Origin of the sequence: Nesterenkonia sp. NBAIMH1 (genome assembly GCF_007922635.1) — a bacterium.
Lineage (GTDB): Bacteria > Actinomycetota > Actinomycetes > Actinomycetales > Micrococcaceae > Nesterenkonia > Nesterenkonia pannonica.
In genome coordinates this window covers 1,486,564-1,503,820 of the sequence record NZ_CP042335.1, presented here as the reverse complement: position 1 = coordinate 1,503,820, position 17,257 = coordinate 1,486,564, and the positions used below count along the sequence as shown (strand labels likewise).

General features: G+C 70.8%; 17 protein-coding genes. 8 read left to right on the top strand and 9 right to left on the bottom strand.

Going from position 1 to position 17,257, the window contains the following annotated elements:
* Window positions 1-181: 181 nt before the first annotated feature.
* Window positions 182-316 (bottom strand): hypothetical protein, encoded by a 135-nt coding sequence (locus tag FS388_RS13345; RefSeq protein WP_256369547.1) that lies wholly within the window; start codon window positions 314-316, stop codon window positions 182-184.
* Between FS388_RS13345 and FS388_RS07100 the strand changes: the two genes are divergently transcribed.
* The 3 genes from FS388_RS07100 to FS388_RS07090 all read left to right on the top strand — a co-directional run bounded on the left by FS388_RS07100 (window position 315) and on the right by FS388_RS07090 (window position 2,557).
* On the top strand, window positions 315-809 hold the full coding sequence (locus FS388_RS07100) for a hypothetical protein (protein ID WP_146340785.1): 495 nt from the start codon (window positions 315-317) through the stop codon (window positions 807-809). The two genes, FS388_RS13345 and FS388_RS07100, sit on opposite strands and share 2 nt — an antisense overlap.
* A gap of 144 nt (window positions 810-953) precedes the next feature.
* Window positions 954-1,463 (top strand): hypothetical protein, encoded by a 510-nt coding sequence (locus FS388_RS07095; RefSeq protein ID WP_146340784.1) that lies wholly within the window; start codon window positions 954-956, stop codon window positions 1,461-1,463.
* Window positions 1,394-2,557 (top strand): response regulator transcription factor, encoded by a 1,164-nt coding sequence (locus tag FS388_RS07090; RefSeq protein ID WP_168198643.1) that lies wholly within the window; start codon window positions 1,394-1,396, stop codon window positions 2,555-2,557. Before FS388_RS07095 ends, FS388_RS07090 begins: the two co-directional genes overlap by 70 nt.
* Here the strand turns inward: FS388_RS07090 and FS388_RS07085 are convergent, their stop codons facing one another.
* Entirely contained in the window at window positions 2,558-3,670 is a 1,113-nt protein-coding gene (locus FS388_RS07085) for a glycosyltransferase family 4 protein (protein ID WP_168198642.1), read from the bottom strand. It lies immediately after the preceding gene.
* A 122-nt stretch (window positions 3,671-3,792) separates the two neighbouring features.
* Here FS388_RS07085 and FS388_RS07080 point away from each other — a divergent pair, with 122 nt between their 5' ends.
* The 3 genes from FS388_RS07080 to FS388_RS07070 are packed head-to-tail and all read left to right on the top strand — an operon-like array spanning window position 3,793 to window position 6,810.
* Window positions 3,793-4,860 (top strand): glycosyltransferase, encoded by a 1,068-nt coding sequence (locus FS388_RS07080; protein WP_246836141.1) that lies wholly within the window; start codon window positions 3,793-3,795, stop codon window positions 4,858-4,860.
* Window positions 4,857-5,993 carry a glycosyltransferase gene (locus FS388_RS07075; protein WP_146340780.1) on the top strand — a complete coding sequence of 379 codons (1,137 nt, stop codon included), beginning with the start codon at window positions 4,857-4,859 and terminating at the stop codon, window positions 5,991-5,993. The genes FS388_RS07080 and FS388_RS07075 overlap by 4 nt, the downstream gene beginning before the upstream one ends.
* Window positions 5,971-6,810, top strand: a complete 840-nt coding sequence (locus FS388_RS07070; RefSeq protein WP_146340779.1) for a phosphatase PAP2 family protein — start codon at window positions 5,971-5,973, stop codon at window positions 6,808-6,810. Before FS388_RS07075 ends, FS388_RS07070 begins: the two co-directional genes overlap by 23 nt.
* Here the strand turns inward: FS388_RS07070 and FS388_RS07065 are convergent.
* From FS388_RS07065 to FS388_RS07040, 6 genes are read right to left on the bottom strand one after another with little or no spacing between them, the layout of a single operon-like run.
* The gene (locus FS388_RS07065; protein WP_146340778.1) at window positions 6,759-7,982 is read right to left on the bottom strand and encodes a glycosyltransferase; all 1,224 of its coding nucleotides are present in this window, start codon (window positions 7,980-7,982) and stop codon (window positions 6,759-6,761) included. The genes FS388_RS07070 and FS388_RS07065 overlap by 52 nt on opposite strands.
* 1 nt (window position 7,983) lies before the next feature.
* Window positions 7,984-9,033 (bottom strand): glycosyltransferase family 4 protein, encoded by a 1,050-nt coding sequence (locus FS388_RS07060; RefSeq protein ID WP_146340777.1) that lies wholly within the window; start codon window positions 9,031-9,033, stop codon window positions 7,984-7,986.
* On the bottom strand, window positions 9,030-10,145 hold the full coding sequence (locus FS388_RS07055) for a glycosyltransferase family 4 protein (RefSeq protein ID WP_146340776.1): 1,116 nt from the start codon (window positions 10,143-10,145) through the stop codon (window positions 9,030-9,032). The genes FS388_RS07060 and FS388_RS07055 overlap by 4 nt, the downstream gene beginning before the upstream one ends.
* On the bottom strand, window positions 10,142-11,314 hold the full coding sequence (locus FS388_RS07050; protein WP_168198641.1) for a glycosyltransferase family 4 protein: 1,173 nt from the start codon (window positions 11,312-11,314) through the stop codon (window positions 10,142-10,144). The genes FS388_RS07055 and FS388_RS07050 overlap by 4 nt, the downstream gene beginning before the upstream one ends.
* A complete protein-coding gene (locus tag FS388_RS07045) occupies window positions 11,280-12,506 on the bottom strand; it encodes an O-antigen ligase (RefSeq protein ID WP_146340774.1) in 1,227 nt (408 codons plus the stop codon). Before FS388_RS07045 ends, FS388_RS07050 begins: the two co-directional genes overlap by 35 nt.
* Window positions 12,503-13,087: a hypothetical protein gene (locus FS388_RS07040; RefSeq protein WP_168198640.1), complete on the bottom strand. Its 585-nt coding sequence runs from the start codon at window positions 13,085-13,087 to the stop codon at window positions 12,503-12,505. Before FS388_RS07040 ends, FS388_RS07045 begins: the two co-directional genes overlap by 4 nt.
* Before the next feature lie 85 nt (window positions 13,088-13,172).
* On the opposite strand from FS388_RS07040, the gene FS388_RS07035 reads away from it, so the two are divergent.
* Together FS388_RS07035 and FS388_RS07030 are read left to right on the top strand one after the other, a co-directional pair.
* Window positions 13,173-15,179 (top strand): glycosyltransferase, encoded by a 2,007-nt coding sequence (locus tag FS388_RS07035; protein WP_146340772.1) that lies wholly within the window; start codon window positions 13,173-13,175, stop codon window positions 15,177-15,179.
* A complete protein-coding gene (locus FS388_RS07030; protein ID WP_146340771.1) occupies window positions 15,170-16,288 on the top strand; it encodes a glycosyltransferase in 1,119 nt (372 codons plus the stop codon). The genes FS388_RS07035 and FS388_RS07030 overlap by 10 nt, the downstream gene beginning before the upstream one ends.
* Here the strand turns inward: FS388_RS07030 and FS388_RS07025 are convergent.
* Window positions 16,263-17,177: a glycosyltransferase gene (locus tag FS388_RS07025; RefSeq protein WP_168198639.1), complete on the bottom strand. Its 915-nt coding sequence runs from the start codon at window positions 17,175-17,177 to the stop codon at window positions 16,263-16,265. The genes FS388_RS07030 and FS388_RS07025 overlap by 26 nt on opposite strands.
* Between the last annotated feature and the right edge of the window lie 80 nt (window positions 17,178-17,257).

Here is a 17,257-nt window from a genome sequence, read left to right as displayed (position 1 = left end):
TCTTGACGAGGCGGTGAGCAGCTCGCCCATCACTCTCATGGTGGCTCCGCACAGCTTCGGCAAGCTGACGGCCGCGACCCAATGGGCGGCTCGGCAGAAGAGCCATGTGCTGTGGGTCAACGCCGCCGCGTCAGGGGGCCACGGCTGGGACTTCTACCGCAGCCTCGTCACGGCCCTGACCTCAGTCTCCGGGGGCGAACGGCTCCCAGAGCTCACCGGCGGCCTCGACGGTCAGCGGCCGCTGCGTCGCATGGGGACGATCCTGGGGCGCGAACTGCACCGATGCGGGATGGAGGCAGCAGTCATCGTCGAGCATGCCGAACGCCTCCCGCGGAGGCGCTCACCCTGCTGCGCACCCTCGCCGATCGGCACCCCGGGTCCGCTATGTGGTTCTCGCAGCCGAATTGGACACCGACTTCATCGCCCACGCTCAGGCGCAGGGCGCCGCGCTCATCGGCCCCGACGTCCTGCAGCTCCACGCCGAGGAGACCGCCCAGGCAGTGGCGGAGGCCGGCCTGCGCACGGCATCCGCGGACGCGCTGGACCTGGTCACCACGCCTCTGATGCTGCGCTCCGTCATCCAATACGTTTCAGGCCTGGGAGAGCAGGTCATCACTGCGGCTCATCGGCAGCACGTCATCAGACGGCTCGCGTCCCGGTCCATGGCACGGATCCTCGCCGACTACACCGGCGGCTCCAGCAGCGCGTCCCTGCAGATCCTGTCCTGGCCGGCGCCTCGAACGAGGAGCTGGTCGCCCGACTGCTGCGCACCAGCCGTCCCGCCGCCCACGCCATCCTGGAGAGCCTGAGCCAGCAAGGCATGGGACGGTGGAGCGACGGCGGCCTCTTCCGGCTCGATGAGTCCCTGAACCGTGGCCTGTCCGAGATCGCGACGGAGCAGCTGCAGGACTCGGAACGTGCCCGCACCCACCGGATCACTGCGGCATGGATGTATGAACAGGGCCGCATCGAGGGGCACTCCTGCACGCCGAACGCGCGGAGGACTGGGGCTCATCGGACGCATCGTGCTGGAGCGCATGAGCGACCTGCCCGAGCATCGCGGTGAGGCCTTCCTGCGGATGCTCGAGCGTGCACCTGATCACGCCCTGCGTCAGAGCCCCTGGCTGAGCTGGCACCGGCTCCACCTCCTGGCCGGCACCCCCGGAGTGACGTACGCACAGCTGGAGGAGGTCGCGGCTCAGACACTGAACTCGATGGACCCTCAGGCTCGTGGCACGCGTCGTCTCATGCAGGAGGCCTTCGTGTTCGGGGTGCGACGCGTCCTCGGCGACTACGAGGGGGCGGAGGAGATGCTCGTGCCGCTGCTGACCAGCATCGAACGCCTTCAAGCACCTGTCGCCGGCTCACGCCCCCGGACTCCGCTGAGACATCCGTGCTCCGCGCATTCGAACGATGGGTCGCGCAGGCCGTGCGCCTCTTCGGGGCCAGCGGCCGGCTGCTGATGGGAGATCACCAGTCAGCTCTGGAGATGATCGCGCCTGCCATCCGGCCCCCGCGGGATGAGAACGACGTCTTCGAATGGCACGGCCTCTACAGCGCCGGCCTCAAAGCGCTGACGCTGGCCTCCAGCGGCAGCATCAGGGAGGCTGAGAGGGAGCTTCGATGGATTCGAAGCTTCCGCCTCCCGGAGGGCTGGGAGGAGAGCCACTACGGCCTGCCCACCCTCCTCGCCGAAATCTATGCGGCCTTCGCCCAGCAGCGCCGCGAGACGGCGAAGGCCCTGATCGCAGGGCTGGGACGCTTCGAGATGACCCTGGATCTGTGGCCCTTCGTCTACGAGCTCCGCGCCCGGAGCGGGTACTACTACGGCGAGGCCGGTGCGTGGCAGGCCTTCGCGGCCGCGCTGGCGGCGCGCCCGGATCAGCCGGTCGCCTCCCGCTACTGGCACCAGAACCTGTGGGGCCGGGTGGCGTCGCTGGCCGCGGCCGCCGGCGACAGGGAGGCTGCGGAGCTCTACATGGCGCGCATGAGGGAGATGGACTACCCCTCCCGTCGCGGGGCCGTGCTGGAGCGCGCTCAGCTGAGCCTGCATCTTCAATGGAGGGAGTACGCGGCTGTCCGTGAGCTCGCTGAGGAGCTGCTGAGCCGCAAGGACCTCAATCTCAGGGAGGAGACTCAGGCGCGCGTCTCCATGGCAGCAGCCCTGCACGCCCTCGGAGATGCCCCCGGTGCACGAGACCACCTGCGCCTGGCCCTGGACCTGGCCGACGACTCCGGGCTGCTCTTCGAGGCCCTCCACGTGGCGCGCCGCTCGATCCGGGAGATGACTGAGCTCTACGCGCCGGAGCGGACGCCGATGCTGAGGCTGCTCGCACCGATGGAGAGCCCGGAGCGAGTCCCGCAGATGACCGAATCTGAGCTGCGCGTGCTTCAGGAGCTGGCCCACACCGAATCGCGGTCAGTGATTGCGCACCGGCTTCACCTCTCCGTCAACACCGTGAAGACCCATCTGAGAAAGATCTACCGCAAGCTCGGCGTCGGCTCGCGGCTCGATGCGGTGGAGCGCGCCTACGCTTTGGGACTCATCCAGACCTGATCAGCACGGATACAGGCGCTCGTAGGCCCGCGCCGTCTGCTCCCACGTGAAGCTCCTGACGGCCTGGGCGCCCGCATGCCCCAGCGAGCGCATCCGCCTCTCATCGGCCAGCAGCTCCACTATGCGCGCGCTCATGCCTGCTGGGTCCGCGGGGTCGATGAGGAGCCCAGTGACCCCGTGCTCGAGGAATTCCGGCGGGCCGCCGTGCCCAGTGGCGAGAACCGGCACCCCGGCACGCCACCCCTCCAGCACGGTGATGCCGAAGGGCTCCACCACACTGGGAACCACCAGCATCTGAGCCGCCGCCATCGCCGCCCCCACCTGAGGCCGGCTGAGCCGGCCGACCAGATGCACACGGTGCGCGATGCCGCACTCCGTGGCCAGCTCCTCCAAAGCCGAGCGCTCCGGCCCCTCCCCGCCGATCACCAGATCCGTGCCGTCGGCGGCATCCTCCGCGCAGGCGCGTGCGAATGCGCGGATGAGCCGGTCGAACCCCTTGGTGCCCACAAGCCGCCCCACTCCGAGCACATACCGGCCCGGAAGACCAGGAACTTTGCCGTCAGCGGCCTCATTGAGATCCACGCCGTTGAAGACCACCTCCGCGGCGCCCGGCGCCAGACCGAAGCGGAGCAGATCGTCGGCGGCGAAGCGGGAGCAGGAGGTGACCGCTGCGGCCTGCCTCAGACTGCGACGCAGGCCGCTGCGCAGCAGCGCGGACTGGTCGAAGACGCCGTTCGCATCGCCGAATGTCTCTCCATGGTGGCTCAGCACCAGGGGCAGGCCCGCCGTGCGGGCCAGCCGGGCGGCGTAGAGCCCATTGGGGCCGAAGCAGTGCACGTGCAGGAGCTCAGGCTGATCCCTCCGGAGGGCCGAGCGCCACGCAGCCCATGCGCGCAGGGCAGCCGCAGCGAATCGCAGAGCCGGTCCCGGAGCCCGGGCCGGCAGGGGGCAGGGAAGGTAACGCAGCGGAATGCCGCGGAATTCGGACGGAACGTCGTCTCCCTGGTCCACCGACCAGATGACAACGTCGTGGCCGAGCTGCCTGAGCTGCACCGCCACGTTCGCCACGTGCTCCTCGACGCCCCCGGCGCGGGGAACAAAGGAACTGGTCACCAACGCAATACGCATTGACGCTTACCCCTATCCAGGCCGATGAAATCCGCTTATGATGTCGTTCAGGCCAGCTTCGCGGCTTCATGAAACAATGCGGGCGCTTGCCTGGGAAGAGTATAGAGGTGAGCCTTTTGCCCCACCTGGTGCTGGCTGCCACAGCCTCAGACACCCCCATGGGCGCCGAGCGCTACCAGGAGGAGGTGAGCCTCCGAGCGCCCGAGGCCCTCCCCCACTGGCGCGTCACAGAGATCGTCGCCCGCTCGCTGCGCTCTCCTCTCCCCGGCAATCGCCGTCTTCCGATGCGATGGCTGCGCGGCGCCACCGCACGCCAGCGCCGCGTGTTCGGACGTGCCCTGTACGGCAGCGGCCGTCCGGTCACCCACCGCATGGATCTGCTCCTGCCGCCCGGACCAGGCCCCAATCTGGCCACCATTCACGACACCGTGGCGTGGCGCTTTCCCGACGAAGCCCCGCCCGCCCTCGCAGCGGCGGAGGAGGCACGCCGCGCCGACGCCGTCATCTGCGTCTCAGAGTTCTCGGCGCAGGAGGTCCGGGACCTCCTGGGGGTGCGGAGCCCGACGGTGATCTACAACGGAGTGGACGCGCGGTTCTTCGACCCGACGCCCCTCACGGCGCACCAGCGGCAGGCTCTGGGACTGGAGCAGCCCTACGTGCTGCACTTCGGCGGCGCCTCCGAGAGGAAGAACCTCGGGGCGCTGGCCGAGGCATGGCCAACAGTGCGCCGCGCGCGCCCGTCGCTGCAGCTGGCCCTCTCCGGGCCGCCGCATCCGCGCAGGACCGAGCTCTTCGCGGGGCTTCCGGGTGTGAGGCTGCTGGGCAGCCAACCCTCCGAGATCATGCCCTCGCTCATCGGCAGCGCGGAAGCGGTGATCGTCCCCTCAACCTATGAGGGATTCGGACTCCCCGCCTTGGAGGCCATGGCGGCCGGCACTGTGGTCGCCGCCGCAGCCACATCGGCCCTGCCCGAGGTGGTGGGCGATGCCGGGCTTCTCATCCGTCCTACGCCGGACGGGGTGGCCTCGGGCCTGCTTGATCTGACCACGGACAGTCCGGAGATCTCCCGGCTGCGCGATCGCGGACGGGCACGCGCCGCTGAGTTCACCTGGGAGCGCTGCGTGCGGGCGCACGCGGACGTCTGGCAGTCCCTCGCGGACGGAGGAGCCGGATGAGGTCAGGCAGCAGCCCCCGCGTGGCGCTGGCCCACGACTACCTGACCCAGCGCGGAGGCGCCGAGCGCGTCGCCGCGATCATGGCTGAGGCCTTCCCTCAGGCTGCTCTGCACACCGCCCTGTATGACCCTGACGGAACGTTCGAGGACTTCCGCAGGCTCGACATCCGGGTGTCAGCCCTGAACCGCGCCGGCTTCCTCCGGCGGCACCACCGGGCCGCCCTGCCGCTGCTGGCACCTGCGGTCTCCGCCATGCAGGCGGATGCCGACGTGCTCCTGGCCAGCTCATCCGGGTGGGCGCACGCCGTGCGCACCACCGGGCGGAAGGTCGTCTACTGCCATGCGCCGGCGCGGTGGCTGTACCAGCGGCAGCGCTACCTGGGCCCGTTCGAGGGAGGCCTGCGGCAGAAGGCCCAGCACGCCCTCGCTGCCGCGGCTCTGGGCATCGTCTCTCCCGGGCTGCGCTCATGGGATGCGCGACGCGCCGCTGAGGCGGACCGCTACCTGGTCAACTCGACGGTCATCCGCGACGCCGTGCTCGAGACCTACGGCATTGAGGCGGAGGTGCTGCCGCCGCCGCCCGCCATGGAGCCGCAGGGCCCTGCTGAGCCCGTGCCGATCGCTGCGCCGTTCGTGCTCTGCGTGGCCAGGCTTCTGCCGTACAAGAACGTCGACATCGTCATTCGCGCGGTTCAGCAGATCGCCGGGCTGAGCCTCGCCGTCGTGGGACGCGGACCGGACGCGGAGCGCCTCCGGCAGCTGGCTGCCGACTCTCCGAACATCCGCATCCTCGGCGGAGTCTCGGAGGAGGAGCTCCGCTGGCTCTACTCCGAGTGCGTGGGACTTGCGGCCGCCTCCTTCGAGGACTTCGGGCTCACTCCTCTGGAGGCGGCGGCGTTCGGGAAGCCCACCGCCGCTCTGCGGGCGGGCGGATACCTGGACACCATCGACCCCGACGTCAACGGAGTCTTCTTCGACGAGCCGCGCAGCGAGTCGGCATCGGAGGCGATCGCAGCCCTGGCGCAGAGGCGGTGGGACGCTTCTGCCATCGCTGATCATGCCGAGGGGTTCAGCCGCGCACGCTTCGCCCATCGGCTTCAGCAGGTCGTCGATGAGACGCATGCTGCCGGGTGAGGCGATCCGCCGGATCCTCGCCGCGCTGATGCATGCCGGGGCGGCCCTCCTCTGCTTCGCGTACTTTGTGGGAACCCCGACAGGTCAGGCGCTCGACAACGCCGGGCTGGGGATGGACCTTGTGGGAATGCCGGAGGCCGAGAGGCTTCAGCTCTTCGACGGGGTGCGCGTGGGAGCGGTCCTGGCCCTCGCGGTCCTGGCCTGCGCCCTGGGCCTCTGGGCCCTGCTCCGCCGCCGAGCGGCAGCTGCGGCGGTCCTCGCCCTCGCAGCCGTCGGCGTCGTGGTCCTGGCCGGGGCTCTGCGGCGAGCGCTCATGCGTCCGGAGCTGGTCCCGGGCGGCTATGACTACAACACCTGGCCCAGCGGCCATGTGGCCGCGGCCTGCGCATTGGCCGTCGTCTGCCTGCGGCTCCTGCCCCCGGGCCGCCTCCGTCCCGCGGCCGCCCTGGTCGCCGCGACGGCTGTGGCCGCGGCCAGCTACGCCTCAGCCACCACCTTCGCCCATCGGCCCAGCGACACGATCGGAGGGGTGCTCCTGTGCGGCGCCGTGATGGCGCTGTGCCGGGCTCCCGGGCGCCGTCTTCGCAGCACATGGTGGGCGTGGACGGTGACGCTGATCATCGGGCTCGCCTCAGCGGCGCTGCTGATCCTCGGCCCTGCGCTGGACCCTCCGAACGCCTACGCGTGGGCGGCCCTGGGATGGGCGGCAGCGATGGGCTGCGCGGCCTGCGCTGTGCTGCTCCCCGAGTCGGCAGCGCCGGGCGTTCAGCCTGCATCGCCTCGCCTGCGGCGCGGCGATGCAGCGGCGAGCGCCTGACTCCAGACCTCGCCGCACACCGCTGCGGCGGAGGCTGCGCCGAAGCGCCTGCGAGCAGAGGCCGAAGCCCGCTGGGCCGCGGACTCGGCATCGCCGGGGTTGTCGATCACCCATCTCATCGCGGACGCCAGACCCCGAGGGTCTCCTGGGGCCACCAGCTGCCCCAGCGGGGTCCGGAGCACCTCACCGGGTGATGGGGCGGGGACCGGGTCCGGCGCTTCCGTCAGGATCTCAGCCGCCCCGCCGGCTGCGGTCGCGATGACAGGCACTCCTCGGGCCATGGCCTCGGCGATGACTTGGCCGAACGGCTCCGGCACGGGGGAGGCGTGGACCAGTGCGCTGAACCTGTCGAGGTCCGCCTCGGGACGGGCGGACCAGCCGGCGAAGCGGACCCGTCCAGCGAGATCCAGCTGCGAGGTCAGGTCCTCCAGCTGCTTCGCGTACTCATGGTCGTTGAACAGGGCTTGGCCCACTATGTGGAATGCCGCACTCGGATCGGCAGCCGCGACGGTGAATGCCGCCTGCAGGAACTCCCGCTGCCCCTTGGTGCTGCTGATGCGGCCGAGCATGCCGAAGACCGGTGTGGGCGGCGCCTGATGGGCCGCGGCGAAGGACTCTTCGGGCAGGCCCGGGTATGCGACCGCCACCCGCTCGGCCGGCAGCCTCACCAGCCGGGCCGTGGCATGCGAGTTGGCGACGACTCCGTGCGCGGTGCGGGCGAGCAGGCGCAGAGCCGGCACCGCCGCGGCGGGAAGATAATCGGCGCTGATCCGATCGTGCAGGTGCCACACCCACGGACAGCGTGCGCGACGAGCGGCCAGCGAGCCGAGGACGGCAGCCTTCAGCGTGTTCGCCACGACCAGCTCCGCCTGCTCCGCGCGGAGCAGCTGCGCCAGCCGTCCGACGAAGCCCCATGAGTCGCGGCCGGAGAGCAGCAGGGTTCGCGGATCCTTCAGCTGCGCCCGGCCGCGCGAGGCGGTCCGCTGCGCCAGGGGCAGGACCCGCACGGCGATTCCCCGCTGTCTGAGCTGACTCTCCAGCTCCCCCGGGGAGAAGAGGATCACTGTGACCTGCCACCGAGGGTCGAGGGCCTCGAGCAGGCGCATCAGGGCGATCTCCGCACCGCCGGTCTCTGCGGTGTGCCCCAGAACAGCGACCCGGACCGGCGCCACCTCAGGCGCCCGTTCGTTCGATCACGGACCGGTACACGGCTTCGGTCCTCTCCGCCTGCGCCGCGGGAACGAAGATCTCCCGCTGACGCTGCCGTCCCTGCTGCGCCAGCGCGCCGCGCGCTTCGGGGTCGGCTGCCAGCTGCCGGAGGGCTGCCGCCGCGGACGCCGCATCCCCGGGACGGAAGCAGAAGCGGTGCGCCGGCTGCGGAAGGGTTTCGAGATGACCCCCTGATCTGCTCGCCACCACCGGCAGCCCGACGCTCATCGCCTCCAGCACACCCAGCCCGAGCCCTTCGACGGCGCAGGGCGCCAGCATCAGCCCGGCCGCGCCCATCAGCTCAGAGACGTCCGTGCGCATCCCGAGGAACTCGGTCGACTGTGCGATGCCGAGCTCGGCGGCCTGCCGCTCCAGAGCGGGGCGCAGCGACCCGTCTCCTGCGATGCGCAGCCGCCAGCCGCGAGCGGCCAGCTCCGAGCGCGCAAAGGCCTCGATCGCCGTGGCGGTGTCCTTCTCGGCCTCCAGCCGCTGCGCGATCAGCACGACGGGCTCTCGCTCCGCGCTCGGCAGATCCGCGCTCGCCACCCCGGGGAAGATCACCGTCGACGCACCCTCGACCCGGTCGGCGACGTACCCGCTGATGGCGATCTGCGCGTCAGACCGGCGAACGATGAGCTTCGCCGCCAGGCCTCCGAGGCGTGAGCTGCCCCGGGGGCCTGCGAAGTGCCGCGTCACCACCAGAGGAGTCCCACGCGTGGGGCAGTACGAGGCTGCCGCGGCCGCACACTCGGCGGCAGTCATGTGGGCGTGGACCACATCCGCGCCCCCTCCGGCCCTGATGAGCCCCTGCAGCACCTTCGGCACCGTCTGCCCCGGCATCCACGTCACTGGGGAGCCGGCCAGCGCCGGACGCATCTGGTCGGCGCCGCCGCCGATGACGACGACCGCATGCCCCTGCTGGGTCTGCGCCCGGGCGAGCACCGCCACATGCCTCTCCACGCCGGCGAACCCGTCGGACCGGATGGCGTGAAGCACCCGAAGGCGGCTGCTCATAGCCGCTCCCCCGTCCCGGATTCGAAGAGCCGCAGGTACTGCTGAGCCACCGCCTGCCAAGAGTGCCTCTCGGCGGCGGCTCTGGCGGCCTGCGACCGCGCAGATCTGTCGCCGCGCAGGCAGCGGCGTATGCCGGCTGCGATGGAGGGCGCGTCCCTGGAGACGACGATGCCGTTGGTCCCGTCGATCACCTCCGGCACACATCCCACCGGAGTGGCCACCACCGGGACCCCGCAGGCGAGCGCCTCCAGGACCACCAGCCCGTAGGACTCGTAGGCACTGGGCAGGACGAACACGTCCCCTGCCTGGAGGAAGGGCCGGGGGTCTGCCTGCCTGCCGAGCAGGTGCACGCGCTCCGCGGCACCGGACTCTGCGGCGCGCCTGTGCGCGTCGTCGACCATGTCAGGGGTGCCTCCCACCACGATCAGATGGAGGTCCGCAAGCTCCCGGAGCGCCTCGATCACCTGAGGGAGGCCTTTGCGGTCGAACTCATGGCCGATGAACACGGCGACCTCTGTGCTGGGGGCCAGCCCGAGCTGCTCCCGCACGTCTCCTCGCTGCTGAGGATCGGGCTGGTACCGGCTGATGTCCACTCCGTTGCCGATCACAGCGGCGGGCGGGCGCACCCGGGGGTAGGTCCGCTCCAACGCGCTGCGCTCCGCCTCGCACAGGCTGATCACCGCGGAGTGGGTGCGCCCGGCGAAGCGCGCTGCGTCGCGGGCCCAGACGAACAGGTGGAGCGGGTTCCGGAGCATCCGAAGCGCCGCGCCGCCGCGGGCGCGCATCGCCTCGGCGGTGATGCCATGATTGACGTAGTAGTCCCCGGCGAGCGCATCGTTGTGGCAGATGCTCACCGTTCCCTCAGGCTGGCGAGCCAGCTCCCGTCCGGCCAGCACGCTGCCGACGGTGGAGAACCACACCACCCGCGCAGCGAGGGTGAGCCGCCCCTTCACCCCTCCGCCTGCTGCCGGCAGCCAGGCGCCGCGCGCGTCGGCGAGCGTGAACCGGCTGGTCTCGACGCCCAGCTTCGCCCATTCCTGCTCCAGGTGGTACGCCACTGACTCCACTCCGCTTCCGGTGCGGATCTCGGGGGCGATCTGAAGGATCCTCATGCGGGCCGCCCGTCGTCCGCCATCGCCAGATGCTCCGCGAGGAAGCTCCAGGACAGGCTCCAGTCGTGGTGCTCGGCATAGCGGCGGGCGGCTCGTCCGTGCTCTGCCGCCGCATCCCGGTCGTCCAGGAGCTCCTGCAGGGACCGCGCGAGGGCGTGCGGATCCCCAGCGGGAAAGAGATGCTTGGGGGAGGCGATGGCTTCCGGGATGCCGCCGACGTCGCTGGCCAGCACCACCAGCCCTGATGCTTGGCCTTCGGAGACGGTCAGGCCCCATGGCTCGGGCCATCGTGAGGGGACGACGAGCACGTCCTGGGAGCGCAGCACCTCAGGGAGGGTGCGACGGTCGACGGAGGGGAGGAACCTCACGGGCGAGGCGAGTCCGGGCGCGGTCTGCCGGAGCCTGTCTTCGAAGGCGCTCAGCGGCGCCTCGGGGTCGAAGCCGTCGCTGCCGATCACGGTGAGGGCCAGGTCTGCTGTGCCGAGGAGCTCAGCGGCCTCCAGGAGCACGTCCGCTCCCTTGGAGGGGATGACTCGGCCGAGATAGGCGACCCGCAGCGGCTCTCCGGCCGCGCGGGTCCGAGGCTCCTGCGCGGCGGTGAACTGCAGGCAGTCGGCCGCATTGGGCACCACGACCACGCGGCGGTGCATCGCCCCGGGCAGCTGACGCTTCAGCCTCTCCGCCAAGAAGCTGCTCACGCAGACGATGAGGGCGACGTGGGCCAGCGCCGCTGCGGCCTCCCGCTGCGTGTAGGTCCGCAGGAGATCGTTGTGCGCGTAGAGCACCGCCTGATGACGAGTGTGGTCCACCAGCGGAATCAGCTGCACCAGATTGTGGGCGATCACGGTGCTGGGCGGCCATGTGCCCTGCTCCGCCAGCAGCGGCTTCAGCTCCCTGCGCTGGAAGGGCCTGGAGCCTGAGACGGTGCCGACCGCGGCGTCGATCACTCGGCGGCCGCGTCCTGGGGAGGGCGCCTGAGCGTATTCGCGGCAGGTGACCTGCGGATACCTGTCCGAGTAGGTGCCCTCGGCGATGAGCACGCCCTGCTCCGGCGAGCCGTCCTCGCGCGCTGCCGCACGGGTGAGGCCGTCGATGACGGTCGGCACGGCACTGCCGGTGCGGGGGGAGAAGTGGTCACCGGGTGTGATGGCGTGCAGGATCGGCCTCATGCCCACCTCCTTCCGCATCTGTCGGCTGGGCCTTCTCCCAGGCCATGACCCCCACGGCCAGGCCGGCCATCATCCAGGGGATGGCGGCCTGCCCGGCGACCCAGAAGAGGTCGAGCTGGCCCTGCACGAATCGGGCCACAATGACGGCGGCGGCGATCTGGCCGTAGCGGGCGGGAAGGGCGAGCACGACCCACAGGGTCGTGACGCACAGGACGACGAAGCCTGCAAGGCCCAGGAGCCCGGCCGAGGAGAGCATCTCAAGGAACGCGTTGGGCGGTTGGAAGCCTCCGTACTCCTCGGTGTACCACCACCTCAGCCCGACGCCGAAGATCGGGGAGACCTCCCAGATCTCCAGCGAATCGTCGAACCACTCCAGCCGCTGCGCGACGGAGTTGAACGGGTTGGCCTCGGAGAGCTGGTCCCGCACGGAGTACATCACGTAGGCGACGGCCGGCAGGCACGCGAGCAGGAGCAGCCTCGCCCGTCCGCCCCCGTTCTCCCGCCGCCTCAGCGCCAGGAGCGCGACGACGACGAAGACGGACACCATGGCCTGACGCGATCCGGACGCGGCGATGCCGGCCGCGCACAGCACCATTCCTGAGAGGGCCAGCGTCCGGTTCCAGCGGAGCCAGTCGGGACGGAGCCACAGCATCAGGAACGCGAAGGCCAGCGTGTTGCCGATGAAGTTCTTGTGCAGGAAGGGCAGGTACACCTCGCCGTACGAGCCGGTCTGCACCAGCATCAGCAGCCCTGCAATGACCGCAGCCGCAGCGATGCCGGCTGAGCCGACCACGTAGAGGGTGAGCGCGCCTCGGGCGTAGCCGCCCCGGCCCACCACCCAGCCCACGGCCAGGCCGCCCATCACCAGGGCGAGGACATGGAACCACTCGAGAAGATTCGCCAGGTAGGGATTGAGCAGCACCGTGGGCACCAGCATCAGCTGGAAGGCCAGCGCCGCCCACATCAGCGGCCTCATCCGAGAGGCGTCTCCTCCGCGCAGATACAGCAGAGCAGCGGGAAGCAGCGCAATCGCGAGCACCAGATCGGACACGCTCACCGGCCCAGCCCGGACCATCACCAGGGTGGCGGGGAATGCCAGGACGGGCAGCAGAGCGATGTTGGTGGAGAGAATGCCCAGAGCGAGCAGCCCCACGGCCACAAGGACGAGGACGGTCTCGATGGGCACGTTCATCGGCGGGCCGCCTCCAGCTCAGGCAGCGCTCCCGAGCAGCTGCGCAGGAGCTGGTCGATGAGTCGGTCAAGATCCCCGATCGCAGCTCGCCATGCGCGCGCCGGCCGACCCATGGGGTCGGCGATGTCGTCCGCCGCGCTGCTGCCCAGCAGCACGGTGCGGGAGCGGCCGGCTGCCGCCTGCCCGACCCATGCCTGGAAGTCGGCCCCCTGGGGCGCAGGGTTCTCGTGGGCCCATCGAAGAAACTGTCTGAGGGGGTGCACACGGGGCCACGTCTCCGGCAGCTCCGCCACAAGGTCACGAGCTTCGGCTCGCCCAGAGGTGAGGATGAGGTCCGCGCGAGCGAGCTGGTCGGCGTTCGCGCGGCGGCTGCGATGCGCCGAGAGGTCTATGCCGGCCTGGGCCGCAGCGCGGATGCCCACCTGCGGGGTGAGCTCGCCGGGGCGCAGCAGCCCTGCGGACGAGACGGTCACGCCGAGGCCCAGCCGATAAGCCTTGTCCCGGGCGAGATGCTCGGCCAGCGGGGATCGGCACCGGTTGGCCCGGCAGATAAAGATGAGCTCTGGAGCAGCGATGACCATAGCGGACCCATACCGTCCCTTCGCCGATCCGGGCGCCTCGTGTGTGTCATCATAGCCCCAATATCGGCTTACGGCTGGGGGCCTCATGACGGACTCAGAGACACATCAGCTGCGGGTGCTTCGGATTGCCCACCACGGCGTCGTCTCGGCCTGGAGGCAGCGGGAGCGCGAGCTGCGGCGCCTAGGGCTGCACGTCACCCTGGTCTCGGCGAAGCGATGGAACGAGGGCGGCCGCGACGTGCAGCTGGACCCGGGCGACGACGACTTCGTCCAGGGAGTGCGCACGCTGGGCCGGCACCCGAACGCCTTCCTCTACTCTCCGTGGGCGCTGTGGCGCCTCCTGGGCCAGCCCTGGGATGTGATCGATCTTCACGAGGAGCCGGCGTCCTTGGCGACGGCGGAGGTTCTGGCGCTCCGTCGGCTGCGGCGCCTGAGCACGCCCTTCACCCTCTACTCCGCCCAGAACATCCCCAAGCGCTACCCGGCGCCCTTCCGCTGGTTCGAACAGTATGCGCTGCGCCGCACCGCAGGCGTGTCGGTCTGCAATGCCGAAGCAGGCGAGATTCTGCGCCGCAAGGGCCTGCGAGCGCCTGCCCGGCTGATCGGCCTGGGAATCGATCGATCGGTGTTCGCACCCGCAGCCTCTGCGGGCCCGCAGCGCCCGCTGCGTGTGGGATACGCCGGAAGGCTGGAGCCCCACAAGGGCGTGGAGGTGCTGATCGAGGCCATGAGCCGCCTGGAGGGCTGCGCTCTGGAGCTCGCCGGTGACGGCTCGCAGCGCACGCACCTTCAGGAGCTGGCCCGTCGCACCGGCGCTGCCGACCGGGTGACCTTCAGCGGCCACCTCGGCGACCGACTGCCGGACTTCTACCGACGGATCGATGTGCTGGCGGTCCCTTCGCTGCCGACGCCGGGCTGGCTGGAGCAGTTCGGCCGGGTCGTCGTGGAGGCGTTCGCCTCCGGGGTGCCGGTGGTCGCCGCAGACAGCGGCGCACTGCCGGAGGTGGTGGGGCAGGCGGGCGTTCTTGTGCCGCCCGGGGATCCGCAGGCGCTGGCCGACGGCATCCGTGAGGCGTCCCAGCCAGTTCGCTGGGCAGAGCTCAGGGAAGCGGGCCTGCAGCGCGCCCAGCAGTTTGACTGGCCGGCCGTGGCGCAGGCCCATGAGGAGCTTCTCCGCACGGCGCTGAGCCCGCCGGCAGAGGACCTCGACTCCGTCGAGGGGGAGGCGACGGTGCCGCCTGAGATCGTGGTCGTCGCCTACGGACCGACCCTGCCCCTGGCTGAGGCTCTGGAGCCGCTGGGCGAATACTCGGTGACCATCGTGGACAACTCCTCCTCCGAGGAGACCCGCCTGCTGGCGGAGAGGACGGGCGCCCGCTACATCGACCCGGGCGCCAACCTGGGATTCGGCGCCGGGGTCAACCGGGGCCTTCAGGACCTGGCGGCCCGAGGACGCAGCGACCGCGACGTCCTGCTGCTGAACCCCGATGCCGCGGTGGCTCCGTCCGCGATCCGCCTGCTGCAGGACGAGCTGCGCCGCAGGCCCGAGCTGGCGTGCGCGGCCCCGGTCCAGCGGCACCCCGATACGGGACGGCCGGAGCGGGTCGCGTGGCCGTTCCCCAGCCCCTCAGGAGCATGGCTCGAAGCGGTGGGGCTGGGCAGGCTGGACCGTCGTGCGGGGTTCGTGATCGGTTCCGTGCTGCTGCTGCGGGCGGCTGCCGTCGCCGACGTCGGGCACTTCGACGAGAGGTTCTTCCTCTATGCCGAGGAGACCGACTGGCAGCGCCGTGCGGTGAGCCGAGGGTGGTCGACGGGGATCGTCCCCGCGGCGACGGCGACCCACGTGGGCGCCGGAACAGGCGGGGACTCCACCCGCCGGATGGAGATGTTCAACACCTCCCTGCTGGAGTACATGAGCAAGCATCACGGCCGACGGGGCGAGCTCAGCTATCGCACAGCGGTGCTCGGAGGAGCCCTGCTGCGCCGGATCCTCGCCTCCGGGGAGGTGCGTGAGCGCTCCCGGTGGAGGCTCGGGTTCTACACCTCAGCTCCTCGGCCCGCCGGAGCGCAGGAGCAGCCCCTGTGGACCTGATCGTCTGCTCCCTGGAGCCGTGGGACAACATCTGGCGCAGAAACCAGTTCCTCATCGACGGACTGCTGCGACGGGGTGAGGTTCAGCGGGTCCTCTTTGTGGAGCCCTCGTGCGATCCGATCCACCAGCTGCGACGCCGCAGAGCCCCTCGTCGCGGAGCGGGCCTCTCAGCGGTGCCCGGCTATGAGGGACGCCTGCACCGCCTCGAGCTCACCAAGTGGCTGCCCCGCTCCGCCGGCCCGCTGGCCGACTTCGGCCTGCGGCGCGGGGTCCGCTCAGCGGCCCGGCGACTGGGGATGGACGACCCTCTCCTGTGGGTCAACGATCCGGGCTGGGCCCACCTTGCCGACTCTGCCGGATGGCCGGTCCTCTACGACATCACCGACGACTGGACCGCCGCCGATCGCCCCGCCCGCGAGCACGCACGGATCCTGGCCAATGAGCGCCTCCTGCTGCAGATCGCCCGCAGCGTCGTCGTGTGCTCCTCAGCCCTGGCGCGCAGCCGGGACCGACTGCGCACGGTGGAGCTGATCCCCAACGCGGTGGACACCCAGCGCTACGTGCGGCCCCAGCCCCGACCCGCAGATCTGGGGTCAGGGAGGACGGCCCTCTACGTGGGCACCCTTCACGAGGACAGGCTGGACGTGCAGCTGTGCCGCCGCCTCGGCGAACAGCTCGATGGGCAGGGCGCCTCCCTGGTCCTGCTCGGGCCCAACGCGCTGAGCCGGGAGAACACCGAGCTCCTGCAGCGCAGCCGCGGGGTGCGCATCCTGGGCTCGAGGGCGCACGATCAGATGCCGGCGTACATGCGGCACGCCGATGCGCTCGTCGTGCCGCACACGGTGAGCACCTTCACCGACAGCCTGGACCCGCTGAAGCTCTACGAGTACCAGGCGGCGGGACGGCCGATCGCCGCGACCCCGGTCTCAGGCTTCAGGGAGCTGCACGGCCTGCCGGGCGTCGCGATAGCGTCCGCTGAGACCTTCGCTGAGGCCGCCGCTGACCTGGTCGTCCGCCCTCCGGAGCGGATCGGCCCCTTCGAGCCCCCCGACTGGAGCGACCGGGTGACGGCGATGGCAGGCGTCATCCGCGCCGCCGCAGCCTCCTGATCAGCTGTCTCGCCGCGCCGTCGACCAGCCCTGAGGGAGCGGTGCGCGCCGCCCATCCCAGCTCGCCCGCAGCACTCACAGGGCCCTCCTGGGACCATCGGCGTCTGGCAGCCCGCGCTGCGCCCCACCAGGCGAATCGTCGGTTCTTCTGCAGGCTCTCCCGCAGAGCGGCTGCGAGCTCTTCGCGGCCCGCGTCCTCAGCGAGGCCCAGGTGCAGCTGAAGAACCCGGTCGATGCCGGCCACCAGCTCACGGTGCCGACCCGTGGTGTTCGACGCGTGCGCACGGTAGTCCACCAGGGCCTCCGGCACGCAGACGAATCGGCCGAGCTGTGCCAGCCTGAGGATCAGGTCCAGGTCCTCGGCCATGCGCATCCCCGCATGGAACCCGCCCGCAGCGATCAGCGCCGACCTGCGCACCATCAGGTTCGGCAGGATGATGCCGACGCTGCGCCGGGCGATGCTCAGCGCATCGGGGACCTGCCGCTGATCCGCATCCGCCACCACCTGGCCGTGCTCATCGATGCTGCGCATTCCGCAGTACGAGGCAGCCGCCTCGGGATGGGAGGCCAGGGCTTCGGCCTGCCGCTCGAGCCGCTCAGGCGCCCAGCGATCATCGTCGTCGAGGAAGACCAGCAGATCCCCGCGCGCCGCGGCGGCGCCCACGTTGCGCGCAGCGCTGACTCCCGCCGCCCGACGGTGGATGATCCGTGCCCTCGGAACCGCAGCCGCAGCCCGCTCGATCGCCGCAGGGTCCTCGGCCCCGTCGTCCACCACGATGACCTCCAGCGGCTGTCGCGTCTGGAGGGCGACCGAGCCGAGGGCTTCGTCGAAGAACGGTCCGGAGCGGTTGGTGGCGACCACCACGCTCACCGACGGCTCCACGCTCATGCGCCACATTCTAAGCGGAACGCTCTCACCTCTCGTTTTAGTGGGCGTAAGGGGATATGTTAAAGATAATCCGCGTTTAG

Excerpts from the sequence above, each read along its gene's own strand:
- FS388_RS07070 (WP_146340779.1), top strand. The coding sequence starts at position 5,971 with ATGAGACGCATGCTGCCGGGTGAGGCGATCCGCCGGATCCTCGCCGCG.
- FS388_RS07025 (WP_168198639.1), bottom strand. The coding sequence starts at position 17,177 with ATGAGCGTGGAGCCGTCGGTGAGCGTGGTGGTCGCCACCAACCGCTCC.
- FS388_RS07060 (WP_146340777.1), bottom strand. The coding sequence starts at position 9,033 with ATGAGCAGCCGCCTTCGGGTGCTTCACGCCATCCGGTCCGACGGGTTC.
- FS388_RS13345 (WP_256369547.1), bottom strand. The coding sequence starts at position 316 with ATGCTCGACGATGACTGCTGCCTCCATCCCGCATCGGTGCAGTTCGCG.
- FS388_RS07055 (WP_146340776.1), bottom strand. The coding sequence starts at position 10,145 with ATGAGGATCCTTCAGATCGCCCCCGAGATCCGCACCGGAAGCGGAGTG.
- FS388_RS07040 (WP_168198640.1), bottom strand. The coding sequence starts at position 13,087 with ATGGTCATCGCTGCTCCAGAGCTCATCTTTATCTGCCGGGCCAACCGG.
- FS388_RS07095 (WP_146340784.1), top strand. The coding sequence starts at position 954 with ATGAACAGGGCCGCATCGAGGGGCACTCCTGCACGCCGAACGCGCGGA.
- FS388_RS07100 (WP_146340785.1), top strand. The coding sequence starts at position 315 with ATGCCGAACGCCTCCCGCGGAGGCGCTCACCCTGCTGCGCACCCTCGC.
- FS388_RS07045 (WP_146340774.1), bottom strand. The coding sequence starts at position 12,506 with ATGAACGTGCCCATCGAGACCGTCCTCGTCCTTGTGGCCGTGGGGCTG.
- FS388_RS07075 (WP_146340780.1), top strand. The coding sequence starts at position 4,857 with ATGAGGTCAGGCAGCAGCCCCCGCGTGGCGCTGGCCCACGACTACCTG.
- FS388_RS07035 (WP_146340772.1), top strand. The coding sequence starts at position 13,173 with ATGACGGACTCAGAGACACATCAGCTGCGGGTGCTTCGGATTGCCCAC.
- FS388_RS07050 (WP_168198641.1), bottom strand. The coding sequence starts at position 11,314 with ATGAGGCCGATCCTGCACGCCATCACACCCGGTGACCACTTCTCCCCC.